This window comes from Acinetobacter sp. TAC-1 (genome assembly GCF_029025845.1).
Lineage (GTDB): Bacteria > Pseudomonadota > Gammaproteobacteria > Pseudomonadales > Moraxellaceae > Acinetobacter > Acinetobacter guillouiae.
Genome location: NZ_CP118892.1, coordinates 1030566 through 1047623 on the forward strand (window position 1 = coordinate 1030566; position 17058 = coordinate 1047623).

Genomic DNA, 17058 nt, shown 5'->3' on the forward strand with positions numbered 1-17058 from the left:
GGGGAAGGATTACCCTTTGGCGACTAAACTGTTTACATACTTTTTATGTATTCGATTAATTTGGCTTTTTTGTTATCAGGTGACGAGAGCCACTTTTTATCTATTCAAAGGAGCCAATTATTTTAAAAATGTGAAAAGGGCGAGGAAAAAAAATGTACAGAAAAATCAAGTTGCTCAATAAAATGAACAATATTCTATGGTTGTGTTGAGGTTTTAAAGCGGGTAAAAATGAAGTTAAACTTTAAAATGAAATTTTAATGGATCTCTGATTTTTTAATGATTGAGCGTCGGAATACCAACATCACGTAAGCATTTCAGTAAAATACCGAAAGCGACAAAAATGGCTTGTTCATTAACACAGGCGAAACCGAGCAATAGACCTTTCTGTTGAGTAGAGTATTGTTTTGTATAGTATTGTGACAGTGCTCTGACTTTTACCCCTTGATCAAGCGCGTTCGATGCAATCAAGACATCATCACTGTGACTTGGTAATTTTAAAATAAGGTGTAAACCTGCTGCTGTATTGTATTCATGTAGGAAATCTTGACCTAAATGACGGTAAATTAAATCAATTAAAAATGCATGGCGTTTGCTATAAAGTAAACGCATACGTCGAATATGTGCGCCATAATGCCCCTCACGAATAAACTCAGCCAATACTTTTTGATCGATTAGATGTCCACCTCGATAGAGCTCTGCTGAGACGATGCGTAATGGTGAAAACAGTTTTTTGGGCACGACCAAATAACCAATACGTAGCGCTGGATAAATGGTTTTACTGAATGTTCCCATATAAATGACGGGTGAATCTGGTTCTAAGCCTTGTAAAGAGGGATAGGGTTGTCCTGAAAATCTGAACTCACTGTCATAATCATCTTCAACAATCCAGCATTGATGTTGACGTGCAAACGCGATCAGCTGTTTTCTACGTTCAAGACTTAGATGTGAACCCAATGGATACTGGTGAGATGGCGTAACGAAGATCAGCTTAGGCGGGCATTGAGGATGAAGGTCTGGAATAATCCCATCTTGGTCAACTGGCAGTGAACGTAGATTAACCCCATTAATGCGTAGAATATTGCGGGCTCCCCAATAAGCCGGGTCTTCGATCCAAACTTCATCACCGATATCAGTCAAGGTCCGCGAAACTAAATCAATAGCTTGGTGGGTACCTTCGGTAATGATGATTTGGTCTGCATCACATTGAACTGAACGCGCAATTTTGAGGTATTCCGCGAGTTCCTGACGTAGCTCCAAACTGCCACCAGCATTGCTATAAATTAATTGATTAATTTCTGGTTCACGGCTTAAACGGGTCTGAATTCGGCTAAAAATATGATGCGGAAATTCAGTTACATCAGGTTCGCCTGGTACAAATGCCCCCCATTGATAGGGTGATGCAGCGGAATAGCCGATTAAGTAAGAACCACGTTGAGATAAGCTGTAACTTTGCTGAGATTTTTTTTCTTGAATGGGCTGATGGGGATTTTCTGCTTTAACTAAAAAAGATTCAGGTAATTCGTCTGCGACCCAAGTCCCTTGTCCAGTACGGGCATTTACATAACCTTGTGCTTGTAATTGTTCATACGCGCTTAACACGGTATTGCGAGAAACTTTAATTTCTTTTGCCAAGTCACGCGATGCAGGTAAACGGGTTTTAGGTGCCAATACACCATCAATTATGGCATTGCGTAAGCAGCGAAATAGCCGTAACTGCAAGGTTCCATCGATATCTTGCTGCAATCGTTGTAGTAAATAATCTCCAAGCAAGCTACGCAATTGGCTCTCTCCTACAAATTGAAAATGGCTCTCGTGAGCACACTGTCAACACGTGCAAAATGATCTAGTCAGACCATGATTGTTAAAAAAAATTGCTTCATCTCTGGCTGAAAAATAGCAACCCGTAAATGGCAGAAAAAAATATACACAGATCTGACTAAAAGCCCAAGCAAAAAAATCAAGCTTATTTTTTAGCTCAGATTGTGCTGCTAAAACTTAGGGAATCGTAAATATCAACAAGGCTACATCATTTTTAGTTTTTTGCAGTCGCGAGGAAATGCGTCTACATACAAAAATAGGATCATATAATGAACAGGATAGTGAGCGATTTTACACATAAGCAACAAGGGGCAATTACTTGGAATAATGATCTTCAGCCATCTGCATATTTTGATGCACTTAGCGAAGATCAATTTAGCAAAAAGAGAGGCATGCTGAACTGCCAGAAGTGGAGTCTAAGGCCTGATATTCCAGTAAAATTGATTTTGTTGGTTACGCTGCTCAGCGTAATGACGGTATCTACGGCTATTTATGCTGAGGATCTTTCTTGGGGAAATGCTGATACGGCATTGGGGAAACTGACGGTGTCAGGGTGGGTACGTGCGAATTACCAAGATAAAGATTATTCGGACAGTGACCATAAATTAAAATTTAATGCTGCGAAACTCGATTTAAAATATGATGCCAAGACCTTGTTTGGTGGCGTGGAATATCGCTGCTATCAAAATGATACCTTGTGTGATTTTTCAACTTTGGTCAATGCCAATCTTGGTTATAAGTTAAGTGATACGAGCAGGATTAGGCTTGGACTACAGGATATGCCTTTTGGTATAGGTCGTTTCTGGACCAGTAGTTGGTACGGGAGTTTATTGGACAATGCCGGTTTAGAAGATGTGCATAATTTAGGAATCAATTGGCAGCAGCAACTCAGCACCAATACTGTTTTGGACTTGGCTTATTTTGCTCGTGATGGTGGAAGTTTTGCAGGAGGTGGTGGAGATTCAGCGCGTTATGCAGCCAATTATGTTGAGCCTGAAAATACAACGACAGAGAATATCGAAGAAAAAAATATGTGGGTTGCACGGATTAATCAGAAAATTCAGTTCGATGATTATCCTGTTCAATTCAATGTAGGGGGATCGTATTGGTATTCGGATTTGGAAAATAATAGCAATGGACAAACGGGTCATCGTCATGCATGGAATGTTTTTGGTCGCTTAAATTACCAAAAGGCGAATTTAACCTTGACCGCTGGGCAGAATCGTAGTGATACCAAGTCATTAAACGCTACAGATTATACGACGGTTGGTTCATTTGAATCTAAATATCTTGTTGCGAACAAAAGCAACTACTATGTAGCGAATATTGATTATCACATCAATGATTTTTATAGAGATTATGATATTACCCCTTATTATAGCTATACCGTATTTGATAAAAATAAGTCAGGTTTTGCCACATCAACCCGACAAATCCTTGGTGCACATATGGACATAAAGCAATTTTCGTTAGCAGCAGAATATATCGTGGGGAAAAATGATGTATTTATTGGTGGTGATGCCAATTCTCTAGCAAAAGGCGATGCATCAGGGCAGAGTAAACTCCTTAATTTACTGTTTATTTATAGTTTTTAGTTTTTTCGCATAACTTAAACAATGGCACCCTTTTAAAAGGTGCCATTTTTTTATCAGCTAATTTTAAAGCTAAGATTTATCCGTATTTATTGAATTTTAATTTTTTAAAAAATAGAGCAAGTGTATACATTGGCTCTCTCGCACTTAATTAAAGTGGCTCTCGTTTCATACCCATAAAAGCGCACAATAAGACAAATCAACATGTCATTTGCATATCATCAATTGGGTGATATGGATGCTGAAATTTTATCATGTATGAATCAAGATTGAGGATATAAAATGGACAGTAAACACTCTGCTTTGAATACGCGTAAACAGCAGGCAACACCTCGAGGAGTTGGTGTCATGTGTCAATGGTATGCGGAGAAAGCAGAAAATGCGACAATTTGGGATCTTGAAGGCAATCAATTTATCGATTTTGCTGGTGGAATTGCGGTACTCAACACAGGTCATCGTCATCCTAAAATTATTGCTGCTGTTACTGAACAATTAACAAAATTTACCCATACAGCATATCAAGTTGTACCTTACGAAAGTTATGTATCGCTTGCCGAACGTATTAATCAACGCGCCCCAATAGATGGTCCTGCAAAAACTTCATTCTTTTCTACGGGCGCAGAAGCTGTAGAAAATGCAGTAAAAATTGCCCGTTCATATACACGTCGCCACGGTATTGTAACTTTTGGAAATGGATTCCATGGTCGCTCATTTATGACCATGGCAATGACAGGTAAAACAGCACCTTATAAACGTGATTTCGGTGTGATGCCTGGAGGCGTTTTCCATGCGCGTTATCCAGTAGCATCGAAAGGCATTACTATAGATGACGCAATTCAAAGCATCGAAGATATTTTTGCTGAAGATATTGCTGCGCATGATGTGGCTGCAATTGTACTTGAACCTGTGCAAGGAGAAGGTGGCTTCAATGTAGCCCCAGCGGAATTCTTAACGCGTTTACGTGCACTATGTGACTTGCATGGTATTTTGCTGATCGCAGATGAGGTTCAGTCTGGCTTTGCACGCACAGGCAAATTATTTGCTATGAATTACTATGAAACTAAAGCTGACCTCATCACTATGGCAAAAAGCTTAGGTGGTGGTTTCCCTATCTCAGGTGTAGTTGGACGTGCTGATGTGATGGATGCACCGAATCCTGGCGGGTTAGGCGGCACTTATGCGGGCAGTCCAATCGCGGTTGCTGCAGCACACGCAGTTATTGATGTTATTGAAAGTGAAGGTCTATGTGATCGCGCCAATGTATTGGGTGCTGAGTTGGTTTCAGTATTAAATACAATTAAGGCCACCACCAGCATTGTTACCGATATTCGCGCTTTGGGTTCAATGGTTGCAATTGAACTAGAAACAGCTGAACAAGCAAAAGCAATACAGACGCATGCAATGGAAAATGGCTTACTGATTTTAACTTGTGGCCGCAATGGTAATGTCATTCGTTTCTTATACCCATTAACGATTCCAACAGCGCAATTCAAAGATGGTCTCGCTATTTTAAAACAAGGGTTTGCAACGCTGGTTGCAGCATAACTGATTGCATCATAAGAAATGGGGGATTGAAATGCTTCAAGATCATTTGAAATATTTACTACAGCATGCAGATATTCACTTTGAACCACCGTTAAATGATGGCTACATCGAAGTGAGTGATGCTGCAACTCATGTGCCATTAGCATGGGTGAAAGCATCTGATCGTCAGGCGGTCGAACAAGCAATTAGCCGTTCACAAGCTGCACAACGGATGTGGAAAGCAAAAACAGCCTTGCAGCGTGCGGATGTGTTGTGGGCATGGTACAACTTGATTTTGCAAAATCAGGAGCAACTCGCACAAATCTTGACCGCAGAGCAAGGTAAGCCTTTGTTGGAAGCACGTGGTGAAATTACTTATGCGGCTTCATTTATTCGCTGGTTTGCCGAACAGGCGCGTCGTATTGATGGTGAGGTGCTGACCCCAACACAGCCAAATCAGCGTTTGCTGGTTATTAAACAAGCGATTGGGGTAACAGCTGCGATTACGCCATGGAATTTCCCTGCAGCGATGATTACCCGTAAAGCTGCGCCTGCCATTGCTGCGGGTTGTTCGATGCTGGTTAAACCTGCGGAGCAAACGCCATTAACGGCATATGCCTTAGAAGTCTTGGCAGTACAAGCGGGTTTGCCACAAGATGTATTGCTTCATATCAGTGGTGATGCAATTGAAGTCGGTAAAACACTGTGTGAAAGTGATACTGTTAAAAAGCTGAGTTTTACGGGTTCAACTCAAGTAGGCCGTATTTTAATGCAACAGTGTGCGCCAACAATCAAAAAATTATCACTGGAGCTTGGTGGCAACGCACCAGTATTGGTTTTTGATGATGCCAATCTGGAACAAGCCGTACAAGGCATTATGCTGAGTAAATTCCGTAATAGTGGTCAGACCTGTGTTTGCGCGAATCGTATCTATGTACAAGATGGCATTTACGATGCATTGGCTGAAAAATTGACAGCTGCTGTGGCGAACTTAAAAGTTGGCGATGGTCGTCAAGAAGGCTCAACTCAAGGCCCTTTAATTGATGAAGATGCTGTTGCTAAAGTGCAATCACATATTGCAGATGCAATCAGTAAAGGGGCACAGATTAAAATTGGCGGAAAACGTTCAAGTTTAGGCGGAACTTTCTTTGAGCCGACGGTGTTAACTGAGGTGACTCAAAACATGCACGTTGCAAAGCAAGAAACCTTCGGTCCTTTGGCTGCATTATTTCGTTTTAGCAATGAAGAACAAGCTGTGGCAATGGCAAATGATACGGAGTTTGGACTGGCGACTTATGTATTTACACAGAGTTCAGCACGTCAATGGCGTGTAGGTGAAGCATTGGAATATGGCATGGTTGGTATTAATACTGGTGCTATTTCAAATGAAGTTGCGCCATTTGGTGGAATTAAACAATCTGGTTTAGGGCGTGAAGGTTCTAAATTTGGTATTGATGAATATCTCGAAATGAAATATCTATGTGTGGATTTATCTGTATAAATACGTTCTTTTCATCATGCTTTTTAAAAATCAGTCTTGCCCATTCAAGACTGATTTTTTAATTTAGGGAAAATTTAATTTGTAGCTTAGCCATTGCACAATGATCTTAGCGAATCAGCTGTTAAAGACAGCCTGAATCTATAAAGTCTTATATCTGGTTATTTTAAATCATCTCTTTGATTGATCATGGTTAGTGCCCCAATGATTAATGCTTCCATACTCTGGATAAATTCCGCCTCCATTTCTGCTTCTTCAGCGGCACGTTGTGTGTCTTTAATCGGTTCTTTACCCGCCACAGAATAAATCGTATCTGCAACCGCGATACAGTGAAATGCAATGGTTGCATTTAACCAGCCTGCCTGCTTTTCAGAAAGAGAATAAGCCGCCGCAACTTGATGATGATGTTTTTCAATTTTGGCAATCATCGAAGGTGTAGATGCCATGCGACGAATTAAATAGGGGGTAAAACCAGGGTTGGATTTCACCAGTTCCCGAATTGAATGCATAAATTCAAACAGATATTGTTTTAATGGAATCGGATTTTTTTCTAAAGGCTGCGGTATTTCCCAACGAATAAAAATTTCTTCTGCAATCAAATATTTGAGGTCTTCTAAACTGGCAATATGTTTGTATAACGCCATATGACTGACCCCAAGTGCAGCTGCAACGCCAACAAATGTAAGGTTCAATAAACCGATCTCAATCCCAGCATTCATGATGCGTTCATGGGTGATGGTACGTGGGCGACCGCGAGAAGACGGTTTGCTCAGAGAAGACATATTTATTCCGCAAAAATTAATTTTTTAATGTTGCCATGTGAATGGATGAGGGTCAAATCGTTTACTTTGCTTAATTAGTTTACTACAATGCAACTAAATCTATTGATATTAATTCTCATTATTGTTTGATGGCATATCTAGCGAAGTTTTAGGCAGAATCAACTGACCAAAAGCGAATGGATATGAACGATCAGACACAGGATTTTTACTGTTATGTGTGCAAGTCATGTAAAAGAAGTTCAGGCTCAGTATTCAAATCCATTGAATTTTATATTGCATCCAATTCGGCTCAAGTTAATTTTGGCTTCGGTCACGGCAGCGGTTGGTTCAATGCTCACCTTGGTGCCTTTGATCGCGATTACATGGGTGATCAGTACTATATTTACCGAAGTAACCACACTTGGTGGATCACAACAGGGTGACGATAAAATCCTATGGATGATGTTACTCAGTATCGGGTGTTTGTTGCTCGGCATGCTTTTGTTGACTGTCAGTGAGTTAATCGCGCATTTGGCTGATCATGAAATTACTGGGCAATTGCAAAGCAATATAACCCAGCATCTGACCCAAGTTCCTCTGGGTTGGTTTACAGGCAGAAGTTCGGGAGAAGTTAAACAAATCATGCAGGATGACATTGGTCTGTTGCATAGTTTAACTGCACATTTTTATCCCGCTGTTGGACGTGCATTCGGCACAATTAGTGTTGCTGTAATTTTTCTATTGATGATGGACTGGCGCATGGCAATTTTAGCATTGTTGCCATTTTTAGGCTTTGTCATATTTTTACGCAAAGCCATGCGTGCCAGTGGAAATAATATTCAGCAATTTGCCACTCAGCTGGGTCAGATCAATAGTGCCGCTGTTGAATTTATCCATGCGATACCCGTCGTCAAAACCTTTGGCAAAAGTGGTCAGGCTTCACAGGGCTACCAGCAGGCTGTTCATTCCTTTGCAGATGCTTTTCGAATATTTACTCGTCCCTTAGTCAAATCTATGGCGCATGCCCATGCGATGATTTCACCGATTACCATATTAGGTGTTGTACTGCTGAGTGGAACACTATTGATTTCTTTGGGTTGGCTTAAACCCATAAATTTACTGCCTTTTATGTTGATTACACCAACCATCTGTGCCCCTGTTTTATTGTTGCATACCTTATTACATGATCTACAAGCCAGTCAGGCTGCCGCACAGCGAATTTTGGCATTATTGGATACACCAGTATTGCCAATGGCTAAAGGGAATCCACAATTACAGATTAAAGACAGCAGTATTGATTTTCATCAAGTCAGCTATGGCTATACAGCGCAGCATCAAGTGCTATCGGATCTTAATTTTTCACTTAAGTCTGGAACCATCACTGCAATTGTCGGTCCATCGGGTGCAGGGAAGTCAACCATTGCTCAGCTGTTGCTACGCTTTTTTGATCCTGTTGCAGGAAAGATCATGCTTGGTGGCGTAGATCTACGCGATATTCAAACCACCACACTTTATCAACAGATCGGATTTGTTTTGCAGGATACTCGTCTCATTCATGCCAGTGTACGTGACAATATTGCTCTCGGACGTCCAAACGCCAACCAACAAGAAATAGAACACGCAGCAAAGGCGGCAAATATTCATGATCGAATTATGGCGTTGCCGCAGGGCTATCAATCTATTGTGGGGAAAGATGCCCAGTTGTCAGGAGGGGAACGACAAAGGATCAGTATTGCCAGAGCAATTTTACTGGACCCACCGATATTGGTGCTGGACGAGGCCACAGCTGCCGCTGATATTGAAAATGAAATTGCAATTCAGGATGCACTTTCAAAATTTGCTCAAGGTCGAACCCTTTTAGTTATTGCACATCGTTTAGATACCATTATGAATGCTGACCAAATTCTTGTCCTTGATCAAGGACAAATTGTTGAACAGGGGACCCATGAAGCGTTGTTCGCTCAGCAAGGTTTATATCACCAATTATGGTCCTATACCGAAAAGCATGTTCACACGCAAATGGGAGAAGCATCATGCTAAAAACCTTTTCTCAATTGCTGGGTGATGATGTCATTATTCTTCACCGTTATCTGGCGATGGCAGTTGTATATGCTGTGTTTTGTGGTCTGAGCCTGATCATGTTGGCGTTGATTTTGTCTCAATTGATGCTTGCTAATCTTGATCAAATGGCGCTTTGGCTGATCTTATTATTTTTTGCAATCATTCTGTGTTGGTGTCTTCGCCGCGTAGTGGAGCAAATGGGAATTGCGGTTGGTATTGCTGTTTTAGAAAATGCCCGTCTGCGTTTGGGGCATCATGCCGCAAGTCTACCAGTCGGTTGGTTTACCCAACAAAATACCACTCAATTCAATCATCTTGTCACTCAAGGCATGATGTCGGTTGCACAATTACCAGCACACGTTTTTACCCCTGTGATTAGCAGTGTGATCACGCCTTTGGTCATTGTCATCGCATTGTTATGTATACATGGTGTGTTCGGCTTGATTGCATTGGTTGCGCTTCCGTTGATTGTGCTGGTCTTTCGATTGACCAGTAAAATTGCTCGTTTTACAGATGAGCGATACCAACAGAGTTTTGCTGAAACAAGCCAACGTATGGTGGAGTTTGCGCAAGCTCAATCCGTTTTACGTGCTTTTAATGGTGAAGGTCGTAGCACCCGATTTATTCATCAAGCTGTAGACCAGCAACGACATTTCGGTTTAAAGCTTATTTTAATGTCGTCCTTATCTGCGGTATTGAATAGCTGGGCCATTCAAATTGTGTTTGCGGTATTTTTGATTGTTACGGTGTTTTGGCTAAACATCCACAGCGCAAATCAGCTCTTATTGGCAGACATTGTTAACATTAGCGTTTCACTGCTCCTCGTTTGTCGATTTATTGACACCTTGCTTGAGGTTGCAAGCTATAGCGAAGTATTGCGTAGTGCAGGCAGTCAACTTGAAGCCATACAACAGATTTTTAACGCCAAAGCATTAGCACAAGTTGAGATTTCTAAAAGCCCCAATGATGCATCGATTGAATTTAAAAATGTTCAATTCCGTTATGCAGAGGATGAGCCTGATGTCTTAAAGGGTGTGGATTTATATATCCCTTCAGGCAGTATGATGGCGCTGATTGGTGCTTCTGGTTCTGGAAAAACCACTTTAGCCAAGCTCGTTGCTCGTTTTTTTGATGTCAATCAAGGGCAAGTGCTGTTAGGTGGGGTGGATGTCAAGCAATTACGTTATGAACAACTGACTACACAGATCAGTCAAATCTTCCAAGACAACTATTTGTTTTCGGGCTCGATTGCTCAGAATATTCGTATAGGTAAAGCCAATGCAACCGATGATCAGGTAATGCAGGCAGTCCAGCAAGCGGGCATCACAGAAATGCTGGCGCGCCTTCCTGATGGTCTTGAAAGCATGGTGGGAGAGGGTGGTGTACGACTATCAGGCGGTGAACGACAACGGATTACCATTGCACGCGCGTTGATTAAAGACGCACCTATTCTTTTGGTGGATGAAGCAACTGCTGCTTTAGATGCAGAAAATCAGGCGATTATTTGTGAATTGCTGAATCGCTTACGGGGTCAAAAAACAATATTGGTGATCGCACATCAACTCTCGACAATTGCTGCCGCAGATCACATCGCGGTATTGGAAAAAGGCCGAGTGATTGAGCAGGGAACAACCGCACAATTACGCTTGTTACATGGGCATTATGCCCGTTATTTAGCGCAGGGGCAGGCGGTTAAAGGATGGCGACTAGGCAAAAATGTACAGGTCGGAGAGCATGCCTAATGCCTGTCGTTTTATTGTTGCTGTTTGGTATGTTGTGCATCGCATCCTTACTGCTGGGTGCTCAGCAAATCGCATGGTCAGATTTATTTTCTGCATCGAGTGATGCATGGCTCACCCTTAGTGCAAGTCGGATTCCACGTTTGATCACGATTGTATTAACGGGTGTGGGTTTGTCAGTGTGTGGCGTGATCTTACAGCATATTGTCCGAAATCGTTTTGTTGAACCGGGTACAACTGGGAGTTTGGATGCCGCCAAGCTTGGAATTTTAGTGTCATTAACCCTCATTCCAGCCGCAAGTGTACTCAGTAAAATGCTGTTTGCGATGCTTTTTTGTTTTCTTGCCAGTCTGATTTATATCGCCATCATTCGCCGTATCCAATTTAGGAATACCGTTTTAGTGCCCGTGATTGGTTTGATGTATGGCGGCATATTAAGTGCATTGGCAGAGTTCTATGCTTATCGCAATAATATTTTGCAGAGTATGCAAGGCTGGCTGATGGGGGACTTTTCAAGAGTCATTCAAGGCCACTATGAAATGATTTATATCATCTTGCCCATCGTGGTGCTGAGCTATGTTTTTGCTCATCGCTTTACGGTACTGGGGATGGGTGAGGAAATGGCCTCAAGTCTGGGGCTAGGCTATGCAAGGATGGCTGCAATTGGCTTGTTGCTGGTTGCAATCACTGTTGCAGCAACGGTGATTACCGTTGGCGCTATTCCTTTTGTAGGATTGGTGGTTCCCAATCTGGTTGCCTTGATGTATGGCGAAAACTTGGCAAAAACCTTACCCATTGTGGCTTTGGCAGGTGCTTCTTTACTGCTGGTCTGTGACCTTATCGGACGTTCTGTACTTTATCCCTTTGAAGTGCCTATCGGTTTAACTGCTGGTGGTGTCGGTGGGGTTTTATTCCTCATGTTAATTCTGAGGGGGCTTCGATCGTGACAAAGTTGAAGCTATCGCTGCTGGTATTCGGCGTAATGGTGCTGGCGGTATTGTTTGTCTTTCTAAATGCAGGATTTGATTTTGCTTATGTCATTCCGCAACGGCTGGTTCGGCTCGCCACAATCGTGCTTGGTGGAATATGTGTTGCATTTTCTTCGATTATCTTTCAGACCATCGTCGGCAATCGTATTTTAACCCCATCCATCATGGGCTATGAAGCCGTCTATTTGTTATGGCAGGTCATGTTGCTGTTTTTTCTTGGCACTTCTGGATTGTCATGGCTGGGTTTAAATGGAAATTTCTTTGTTTCAATCTTGCTGATGCTGTTTTATTCGTGGGCAATGCACCGTTGGTTGTTGAACCGAGTGCGCAATGATGTCTTTCAACTGCTGTTATTTGGCTTAGTGCTCACCATGGTGATTAGTACCGTCACTCAGTTTATCCAGCTCAAAATAAGCCCCGGTGAGTTTTCAGTATTTCAAGGACTCAGCTATGCCTCATTTAATCGTTCTAAACCTGAAACATTAATTTATGCAGTGGTGACGGTTGTTATGGTTCTTGGGTTACTGAGAAAAAAATATGCTGTTTTGGATGTGATGGTGCTCGGTCGTGAACAGGCAATTTCATTGGGGATTGATCATCATCAATACGTCAAATTTTATCTTGCCTTGATTGCGATCTTGGTTGCAATTTCAACCAGCTTGATTGGCCCTACCGCATTTATGGGGGTGTTTATTGCCAATATTGCTTATGCACTCGCAGGAACACATCAACATAAATTTACCTTAGCTATCGGCTGTGTTGTAGCGATTGCTATATTTATTCTCGCTCAGATTTTAGTTGAGCATGTTTTTAATTATAAAACGACAGTCAGTATTTTAGTCAATTTGGTATGTGGTGTGTACTTTCTTGTACTGACAGTTCGTGCCAGAGGTGTTTCATGATTAGGGTGCGTAATATCCATAAAGCCTATGGGGGAAAAAGTGTGCTTTCGGATGTCAATATTGAATTTCCTGAAAAGCAGGTGACTTCACTCATTGGTCCAAATGGGGCGGGTAAATCAACATTATTGATGATGCTGGCGAATTTATCGAGCCCTGATCAAGGTCAAATTTTATTTCAGCAGAAAGATATTACCCAGATCCGAACGGCTGAATATGCCAAATATGTTGCAACCTTACGACAGTCTCCAAGCTTTAACTTACGCATGAGCGTAGAAGAACTAGTGTCTTTTGGGCGGTTCCCTTATAGCGGTGGTGCTTTGACCGCAAACGATCATCAGGTGATTGATGAGGCAATTCAATTTCTAAATTTAGAAGCATTACGTAAAGCCTATATCGATGAACTGAGTGGTGGTCAACGGCAGATGGCTTTTCTGGCGATGACCATTGCTCAGCAGACTGAAGTACTTTTATTGGACGAGCCTTTAAATAACCTTGATATGAAACATGCTGTTCAGATCATGCATGCATTACGTCGTTTATGTGATGAACAGGGGCGTACCGTCATTCTGGTGATTCATGACATCAATTTTGCAGCGAATTATTCTGACCATATTGTTGCCTTGAAGAACGGCAAACTGCATTTTAGTGGTCCAGTCAAACAGGTGATTACTGCGCAACAATTAGATGATTTGTATGAACTTGATTTTGAAATTACCTACAGTGAACAAGGCTGTATGTGCAACTACTTCAACTCAACAGGAGCTTGAATACACATGAAATGGAAAAATAACGGCTGGACTCTGGCACTGAGCATGATAGCCGCAATCAGCTTATCGGGATGTGACAAAAAACCTGCTGCTGATGCGAACCAAGGGGCTCAAAAATTAGCAACCCCGATCATGGTTAAACATGAACTAGGAACCACCAGCATTGCCTATCATCCTCAACGTGTTGCGGTATTGGATATGAATGAAGCTGATTTTCTTGATCAACTGAGTATTCCTATTGCGGGTATGCCCAAAGATTATGTACCGCATTTTTTGCAAAAGTATAAAGATGATCAAAAGGTTCAAGATCTAGGTGCGATTGTTCAACCCAATATGGAACGGATTTACACACTCAAACCAGACATCATCTTAATGACGCCACTGCAAGCAAATCAGTATCAAGCGTTGAGTAAAATTGCACCGACTGTGCACTATGACATCAATTTCAATAACAGTCAGCAGCATCACATTGAGACGATTAAAGCGCATTTGATCACTTTAGGCCAGATCTTTAATCAACAGCAATTGGCAACGCAAAAAGTAGATGCATTGGATGCCAAATTAGCAGAAGTACGCAAAATAACTGCAAATCGTCCTGAAAAAGCTTTGGTGGTCTTACATAACAATGGTGCCTTTAGCAACTTTGGGGTTCAGTCACGTTATGGCTTTGTATTTAATGCATTTGGAGTAAAACCAGCCAGTACAGTGGTAGATACAAGTTTGCATGGTCAACCGATTTCTAGTGAATTTATCAAACAGGCTGATCCCGATATTTTGTATATCGTCGATCGTACAGCCGTCATGGAACATCGTCCTACGATTGATGCTGAGCGGATGAGTAATCCTTTATTACGCCAAACCAAAGCATGGAAAAATGGCAAAGTGGTTTTTGTTGATGCAGATGCTTGGTACATCACTGCGGCAAGCCCAACTTCCATGCATATTTTAATTGATGATGTCATCAAGGGGTATCAGCTATGAATTAGGTCTTTACACGATAAATTTATAGCCAGATAAGCTCTAGCCAAAGCACCCATACCGTGAACAAGTGACTACAGCATACTTTTCAATAAAAAAAGTGTGATAGGGAAACTTGTGCTTAAAAAATGAAAGGAAATTTGTATATGAAATATGGTCGTCCACTTTTTCAGCATGCTTTGAAATCACAGTGTCGAGATTCAAGCCCGCAATTTAAACTGAAAAACTTGATTTCCGCTCAACTGTTGTTGGGTTTCGGATTAACTTTGGTGATTCCGATCTCAACAATTCATGCGCAAACACCTGATCTGCCATCATCAGATCACGAGGGATTGCAAAATTTACCCACCATCCATGTACAAGCTGTGAATGAAAAAAACAGTGTTTTAGCGGGGCAGATTTCTTCGCAAAATAAGTTGGGTTTTTTAGGTGAGAAAGGCTTTTTAGAAACGCCATTTAATAGCATTGGCTATACAGACCAATATATTGAAAATCAACAGGCAAAAGATATTACCGATGTCATTGCTAAAACCGACCCTTCGGTATTTACCAATGGCGCCAGTGGCGGCTGGAGTGAAAACTACTATATTCGTGGCTTTGCTTCGAGTACAAGTGATATGTCAATGAATGGTATGTTTGGCATCACACCTTTTTATCGAACCTCTCCTGAAATGTTTGAACGAATCGAGGTCCTTAAAGGACCTACAGCATTACTCAATGGTATGCCGCCAGCAGGATCTGTGGGGGGCATGGTCAATTTAGTCAGCAAGCGTGCAGGCGATGATCCATTGCAACGTTTTACCGCGACCTATATGTCTGATTCACAGTTTGGTGGTCATCTCGATATCGGCAGACGTTTCGGTCAAAATAAAGATTTTGGTGTACGTTTAAATACAGTATATCGTGATGGAACAGGGGCAATTAAGGACCAAGATAAAAAAACAGCCTTAGTTTCTTTAGGTCTGGATTGGCGTGGTGAACGTGCACGTATTTCAGCAGACCTCTATACAGCTGAGGATCGAGTAGATGGTGTCAACCGTGGGATTAATTTACTCTCAGGGGTTGCGATTCCTAAACCACCAAAACCAGACACACTATTAAATCCAGACTGGTCTTTTGTTGAAACCAAAGATAAGGGCGCTATGCTTCGTGGCGAATATGACTTGAGTGATCGAGTTATGGCATATGCCACTTATGGACAAAGTAAAACCGATTATAAATATAATGGTGCCATGTCGGCGACCGTGCTCGACAGTCAAGGCAGGCTCGAAACCAAGATTGGTCAGTTGGCTTTTGATCTTGAAAAGAAATCAGCTGATCTGGGCATAAAAGGAAAATTTGATACAGGATCTATTGGTCACCAATGGGTTGTCAATGCAACGTATTACCAACATGATCAAAATGACTATGGGGTAAGAAACGTGGCTGGGGCTGAATGGATCACCAATCTTTATCATCCAGTTTGGGGAAATCCAGTTCGCTTTAATGCGCCACATATTTCTAAAACAGCATCTCGTTTAAACAGTTATGGGATTGCGGACACCTTATCTTTTGCTCAAGATCAAGTCCAATTGACCTTTGGTGTACGACAACAGAATGTGCTGAGTGAAGCTTTTAATATTGTTACAGGCAGTCGAACATCACGTTATGATGAAAGTGCCACCACACCTGGGGCTGCGATATTGTTTAAAGCCACAGCGCATATTTCCTTATATGCAAACTATATAGAAGGCTTAAGCCAAGGCTCAACCGCACCGTATACTGCGGCAAATGCGGGTGAAGTTTTTGCACCTTTTAAAACAAAACAAAAAGAGCTTGGGGTTAAAGTAGACTTGGGTAAATTCTCAAACACTTTGAGTCTGTTTGAAATTGAAAAACCAAGTAGCTATACCGATCCCATCAGCAATGTTTTTACTGCTGATGGCGAGCAGCGCAATAGAGGAGTTGAATGGAGCTTCTTTGGAGCACCTATTGCGAATCTTCGTGTAATCGGTGGTGTTGCCTATATTGATCCTGAATTGACCAAAACTGCAGGTGGTAAAAATCAAGGCAATACTGCGACTGGGGTTGCCAAGCAACAGGCGAAATTAGGCATGGAGTGGGATATTTCGATGTTGCAGGGTTTAACCTTGACTGGAAATGCCACAGCAGTTTCAAAGCAATATATCAATCAGGAAAATACATTACATGCTTCTGGACGGACACTGTTTGATGTTGGGGCGAGATACAAGACCAATGTTTCAAGTTTTCCTCTGAGCTTAGCTGCGAGTATCAATAACGTGACCAATAAGGCCTATTGGGGCATGCCACAATTGTCCAGTTTAGCCTTGGGCGCACCTCGAACTTATATGCTGTCGGCTTCTATCGATTTTTAATTTAAGCGATACAGCACTATATTTTTATATGGTGCTGTATGTTGATTCAATGAG

The 17058-nt window shown here is 41.8% G+C and carries 12 protein-coding genes; 10 read left to right on the forward strand and 2 right to left on the reverse strand.

What is annotated here, in order from left to right; genetic code table 11:
- Nucleotides 1-273: 273 nt before the first annotated feature.
- A complete protein-coding gene (locus tag PYV58_RS04770) occupies nt 274-1779 on the reverse strand; it encodes a PLP-dependent aminotransferase family protein (RefSeq protein WP_004823419.1) in 1506 nt (501 codons plus the stop codon).
- A 308-nt stretch (nt 1780-2087) separates the two neighbouring features.
- Between PYV58_RS04770 and PYV58_RS04775 the strand changes: the two genes are divergently transcribed.
- The 3 genes from PYV58_RS04775 to PYV58_RS04785 all read left to right on the forward strand — a co-directional run bounded on the left by PYV58_RS04775 (nt 2088) and on the right by PYV58_RS04785 (nt 6435).
- Nucleotides 2088-3413: a hypothetical protein gene (locus PYV58_RS04775; RefSeq protein WP_227504208.1), complete on the forward strand. Its 1326-nt coding sequence runs from the start codon at nt 2088-2090 to the stop codon at nt 3411-3413.
- A gap of 279 nt (nt 3414-3692) precedes the next feature.
- Entirely contained in the window at nt 3693-4955 is a 1263-nt protein-coding gene (gene gabT / locus PYV58_RS04780) for a 4-aminobutyrate--2-oxoglutarate transaminase (protein WP_034610616.1), read from the forward strand.
- Between the two features lie 31 nt (nt 4956-4986).
- Nucleotides 4987-6435, forward strand: coding sequence for an NAD-dependent succinate-semialdehyde dehydrogenase (locus PYV58_RS04785; protein ID WP_034610620.1), 1449 nt, complete (start codon nt 4987-4989; stop codon nt 6433-6435).
- A 158-nt stretch (nt 6436-6593) separates the two neighbouring features.
- Here the strand turns inward: PYV58_RS04785 and PYV58_RS04790 are convergent, their stop codons facing one another.
- Complete coding sequence (locus PYV58_RS04790) at nt 6594-7214, reverse strand: TetR/AcrR family transcriptional regulator (protein WP_004823413.1); 621 nt, start codon at nt 7212-7214, stop codon at nt 6594-6596.
- A gap of 213 nt (nt 7215-7427) precedes the next feature.
- Between PYV58_RS04790 and PYV58_RS04795 the strand changes: the two genes are divergently transcribed.
- From PYV58_RS04795 to PYV58_RS04825, 7 genes are all read left to right on the forward strand, one after another.
- Nucleotides 7428-9233, forward strand: coding sequence for an ABC transporter ATP-binding protein (locus PYV58_RS04795; RefSeq protein ID WP_034610623.1), 1806 nt, complete (start codon nt 7428-7430; stop codon nt 9231-9233).
- Nucleotides 9227-10996 (forward strand): ABC transporter ATP-binding protein, encoded by a 1770-nt coding sequence (locus tag PYV58_RS04800; protein WP_034610626.1) that lies wholly within the window; start codon nt 9227-9229, stop codon nt 10994-10996. Before PYV58_RS04795 ends, PYV58_RS04800 begins: the two co-directional genes overlap by 7 nt.
- On the forward strand, nt 10996-11940 hold the full coding sequence (locus tag PYV58_RS04805) for an iron chelate uptake ABC transporter family permease subunit (RefSeq protein WP_034610632.1): 945 nt from the start codon (nt 10996-10998) through the stop codon (nt 11938-11940). Before PYV58_RS04800 ends, PYV58_RS04805 begins: the two co-directional genes overlap by 1 nt.
- 35 nt (nt 11941-11975) lie before the next feature.
- Nucleotides 11976-12884: an iron chelate uptake ABC transporter family permease subunit gene (locus PYV58_RS04810; protein WP_051670974.1), complete on the forward strand. Its 909-nt coding sequence runs from the start codon at nt 11976-11978 to the stop codon at nt 12882-12884.
- Nucleotides 12881-13651 (forward strand): ATP-binding cassette domain-containing protein, encoded by a 771-nt coding sequence (locus PYV58_RS04815; RefSeq protein ID WP_034610638.1) that lies wholly within the window; start codon nt 12881-12883, stop codon nt 13649-13651. Before PYV58_RS04810 ends, PYV58_RS04815 begins: the two co-directional genes overlap by 4 nt.
- Nucleotides 13652-13657: 6 nt before the next feature.
- A complete protein-coding gene (locus PYV58_RS04820) occupies nt 13658-14632 on the forward strand; it encodes a siderophore ABC transporter substrate-binding protein (protein ID WP_034610640.1) in 975 nt (324 codons plus the stop codon).
- Between the two features lie 143 nt (nt 14633-14775).
- Nucleotides 14776-17004 carry a TonB-dependent siderophore receptor gene (locus PYV58_RS04825; protein ID WP_034610643.1) on the forward strand — a complete coding sequence of 743 codons (2229 nt, stop codon included), beginning with the start codon at nt 14776-14778 and terminating at the stop codon, nt 17002-17004.
- Nucleotides 17005-17058 lie beyond the last annotated feature (54 nt).

Excerpts from the sequence above, each read along its gene's own strand:
- PYV58_RS04775 (WP_227504208.1), top strand. The coding sequence starts at position 2,088 with ATGAACAGGATAGTGAGCGATTTTACACATAAGCAACAAGGGGCAATT.
- gabT (WP_034610616.1), top strand. The coding sequence starts at position 3,693 with ATGGACAGTAAACACTCTGCTTTGAATACGCGTAAACAGCAGGCAACA.
- PYV58_RS04785 (WP_034610620.1), top strand. The coding sequence starts at position 4,987 with ATGCTTCAAGATCATTTGAAATATTTACTACAGCATGCAGATATTCAC.
- PYV58_RS04790 (WP_004823413.1), bottom strand. The coding sequence starts at position 7,214 with ATGTCTTCTCTGAGCAAACCGTCTTCTCGCGGTCGCCCACGTACCATC.
- PYV58_RS04795 (WP_034610623.1), top strand. The coding sequence starts at position 7,428 with ATGTGTGCAAGTCATGTAAAAGAAGTTCAGGCTCAGTATTCAAATCCA.
- PYV58_RS04800 (WP_034610626.1), top strand. The coding sequence starts at position 9,227 with ATGCTAAAAACCTTTTCTCAATTGCTGGGTGATGATGTCATTATTCTT.
- PYV58_RS04805 (WP_034610632.1), top strand. The coding sequence starts at position 10,996 with ATGCCTGTCGTTTTATTGTTGCTGTTTGGTATGTTGTGCATCGCATCC.
- PYV58_RS04810 (WP_051670974.1), top strand. The coding sequence starts at position 11,976 with ATGGTGCTGGCGGTATTGTTTGTCTTTCTAAATGCAGGATTTGATTTT.
- PYV58_RS04815 (WP_034610638.1), top strand. The coding sequence starts at position 12,881 with ATGATTAGGGTGCGTAATATCCATAAAGCCTATGGGGGAAAAAGTGTG.
- PYV58_RS04820 (WP_034610640.1), top strand. The coding sequence starts at position 13,658 with ATGAAATGGAAAAATAACGGCTGGACTCTGGCACTGAGCATGATAGCC.
- PYV58_RS04825 (WP_034610643.1), top strand. The coding sequence starts at position 14,776 with ATGAAATATGGTCGTCCACTTTTTCAGCATGCTTTGAAATCACAGTGT.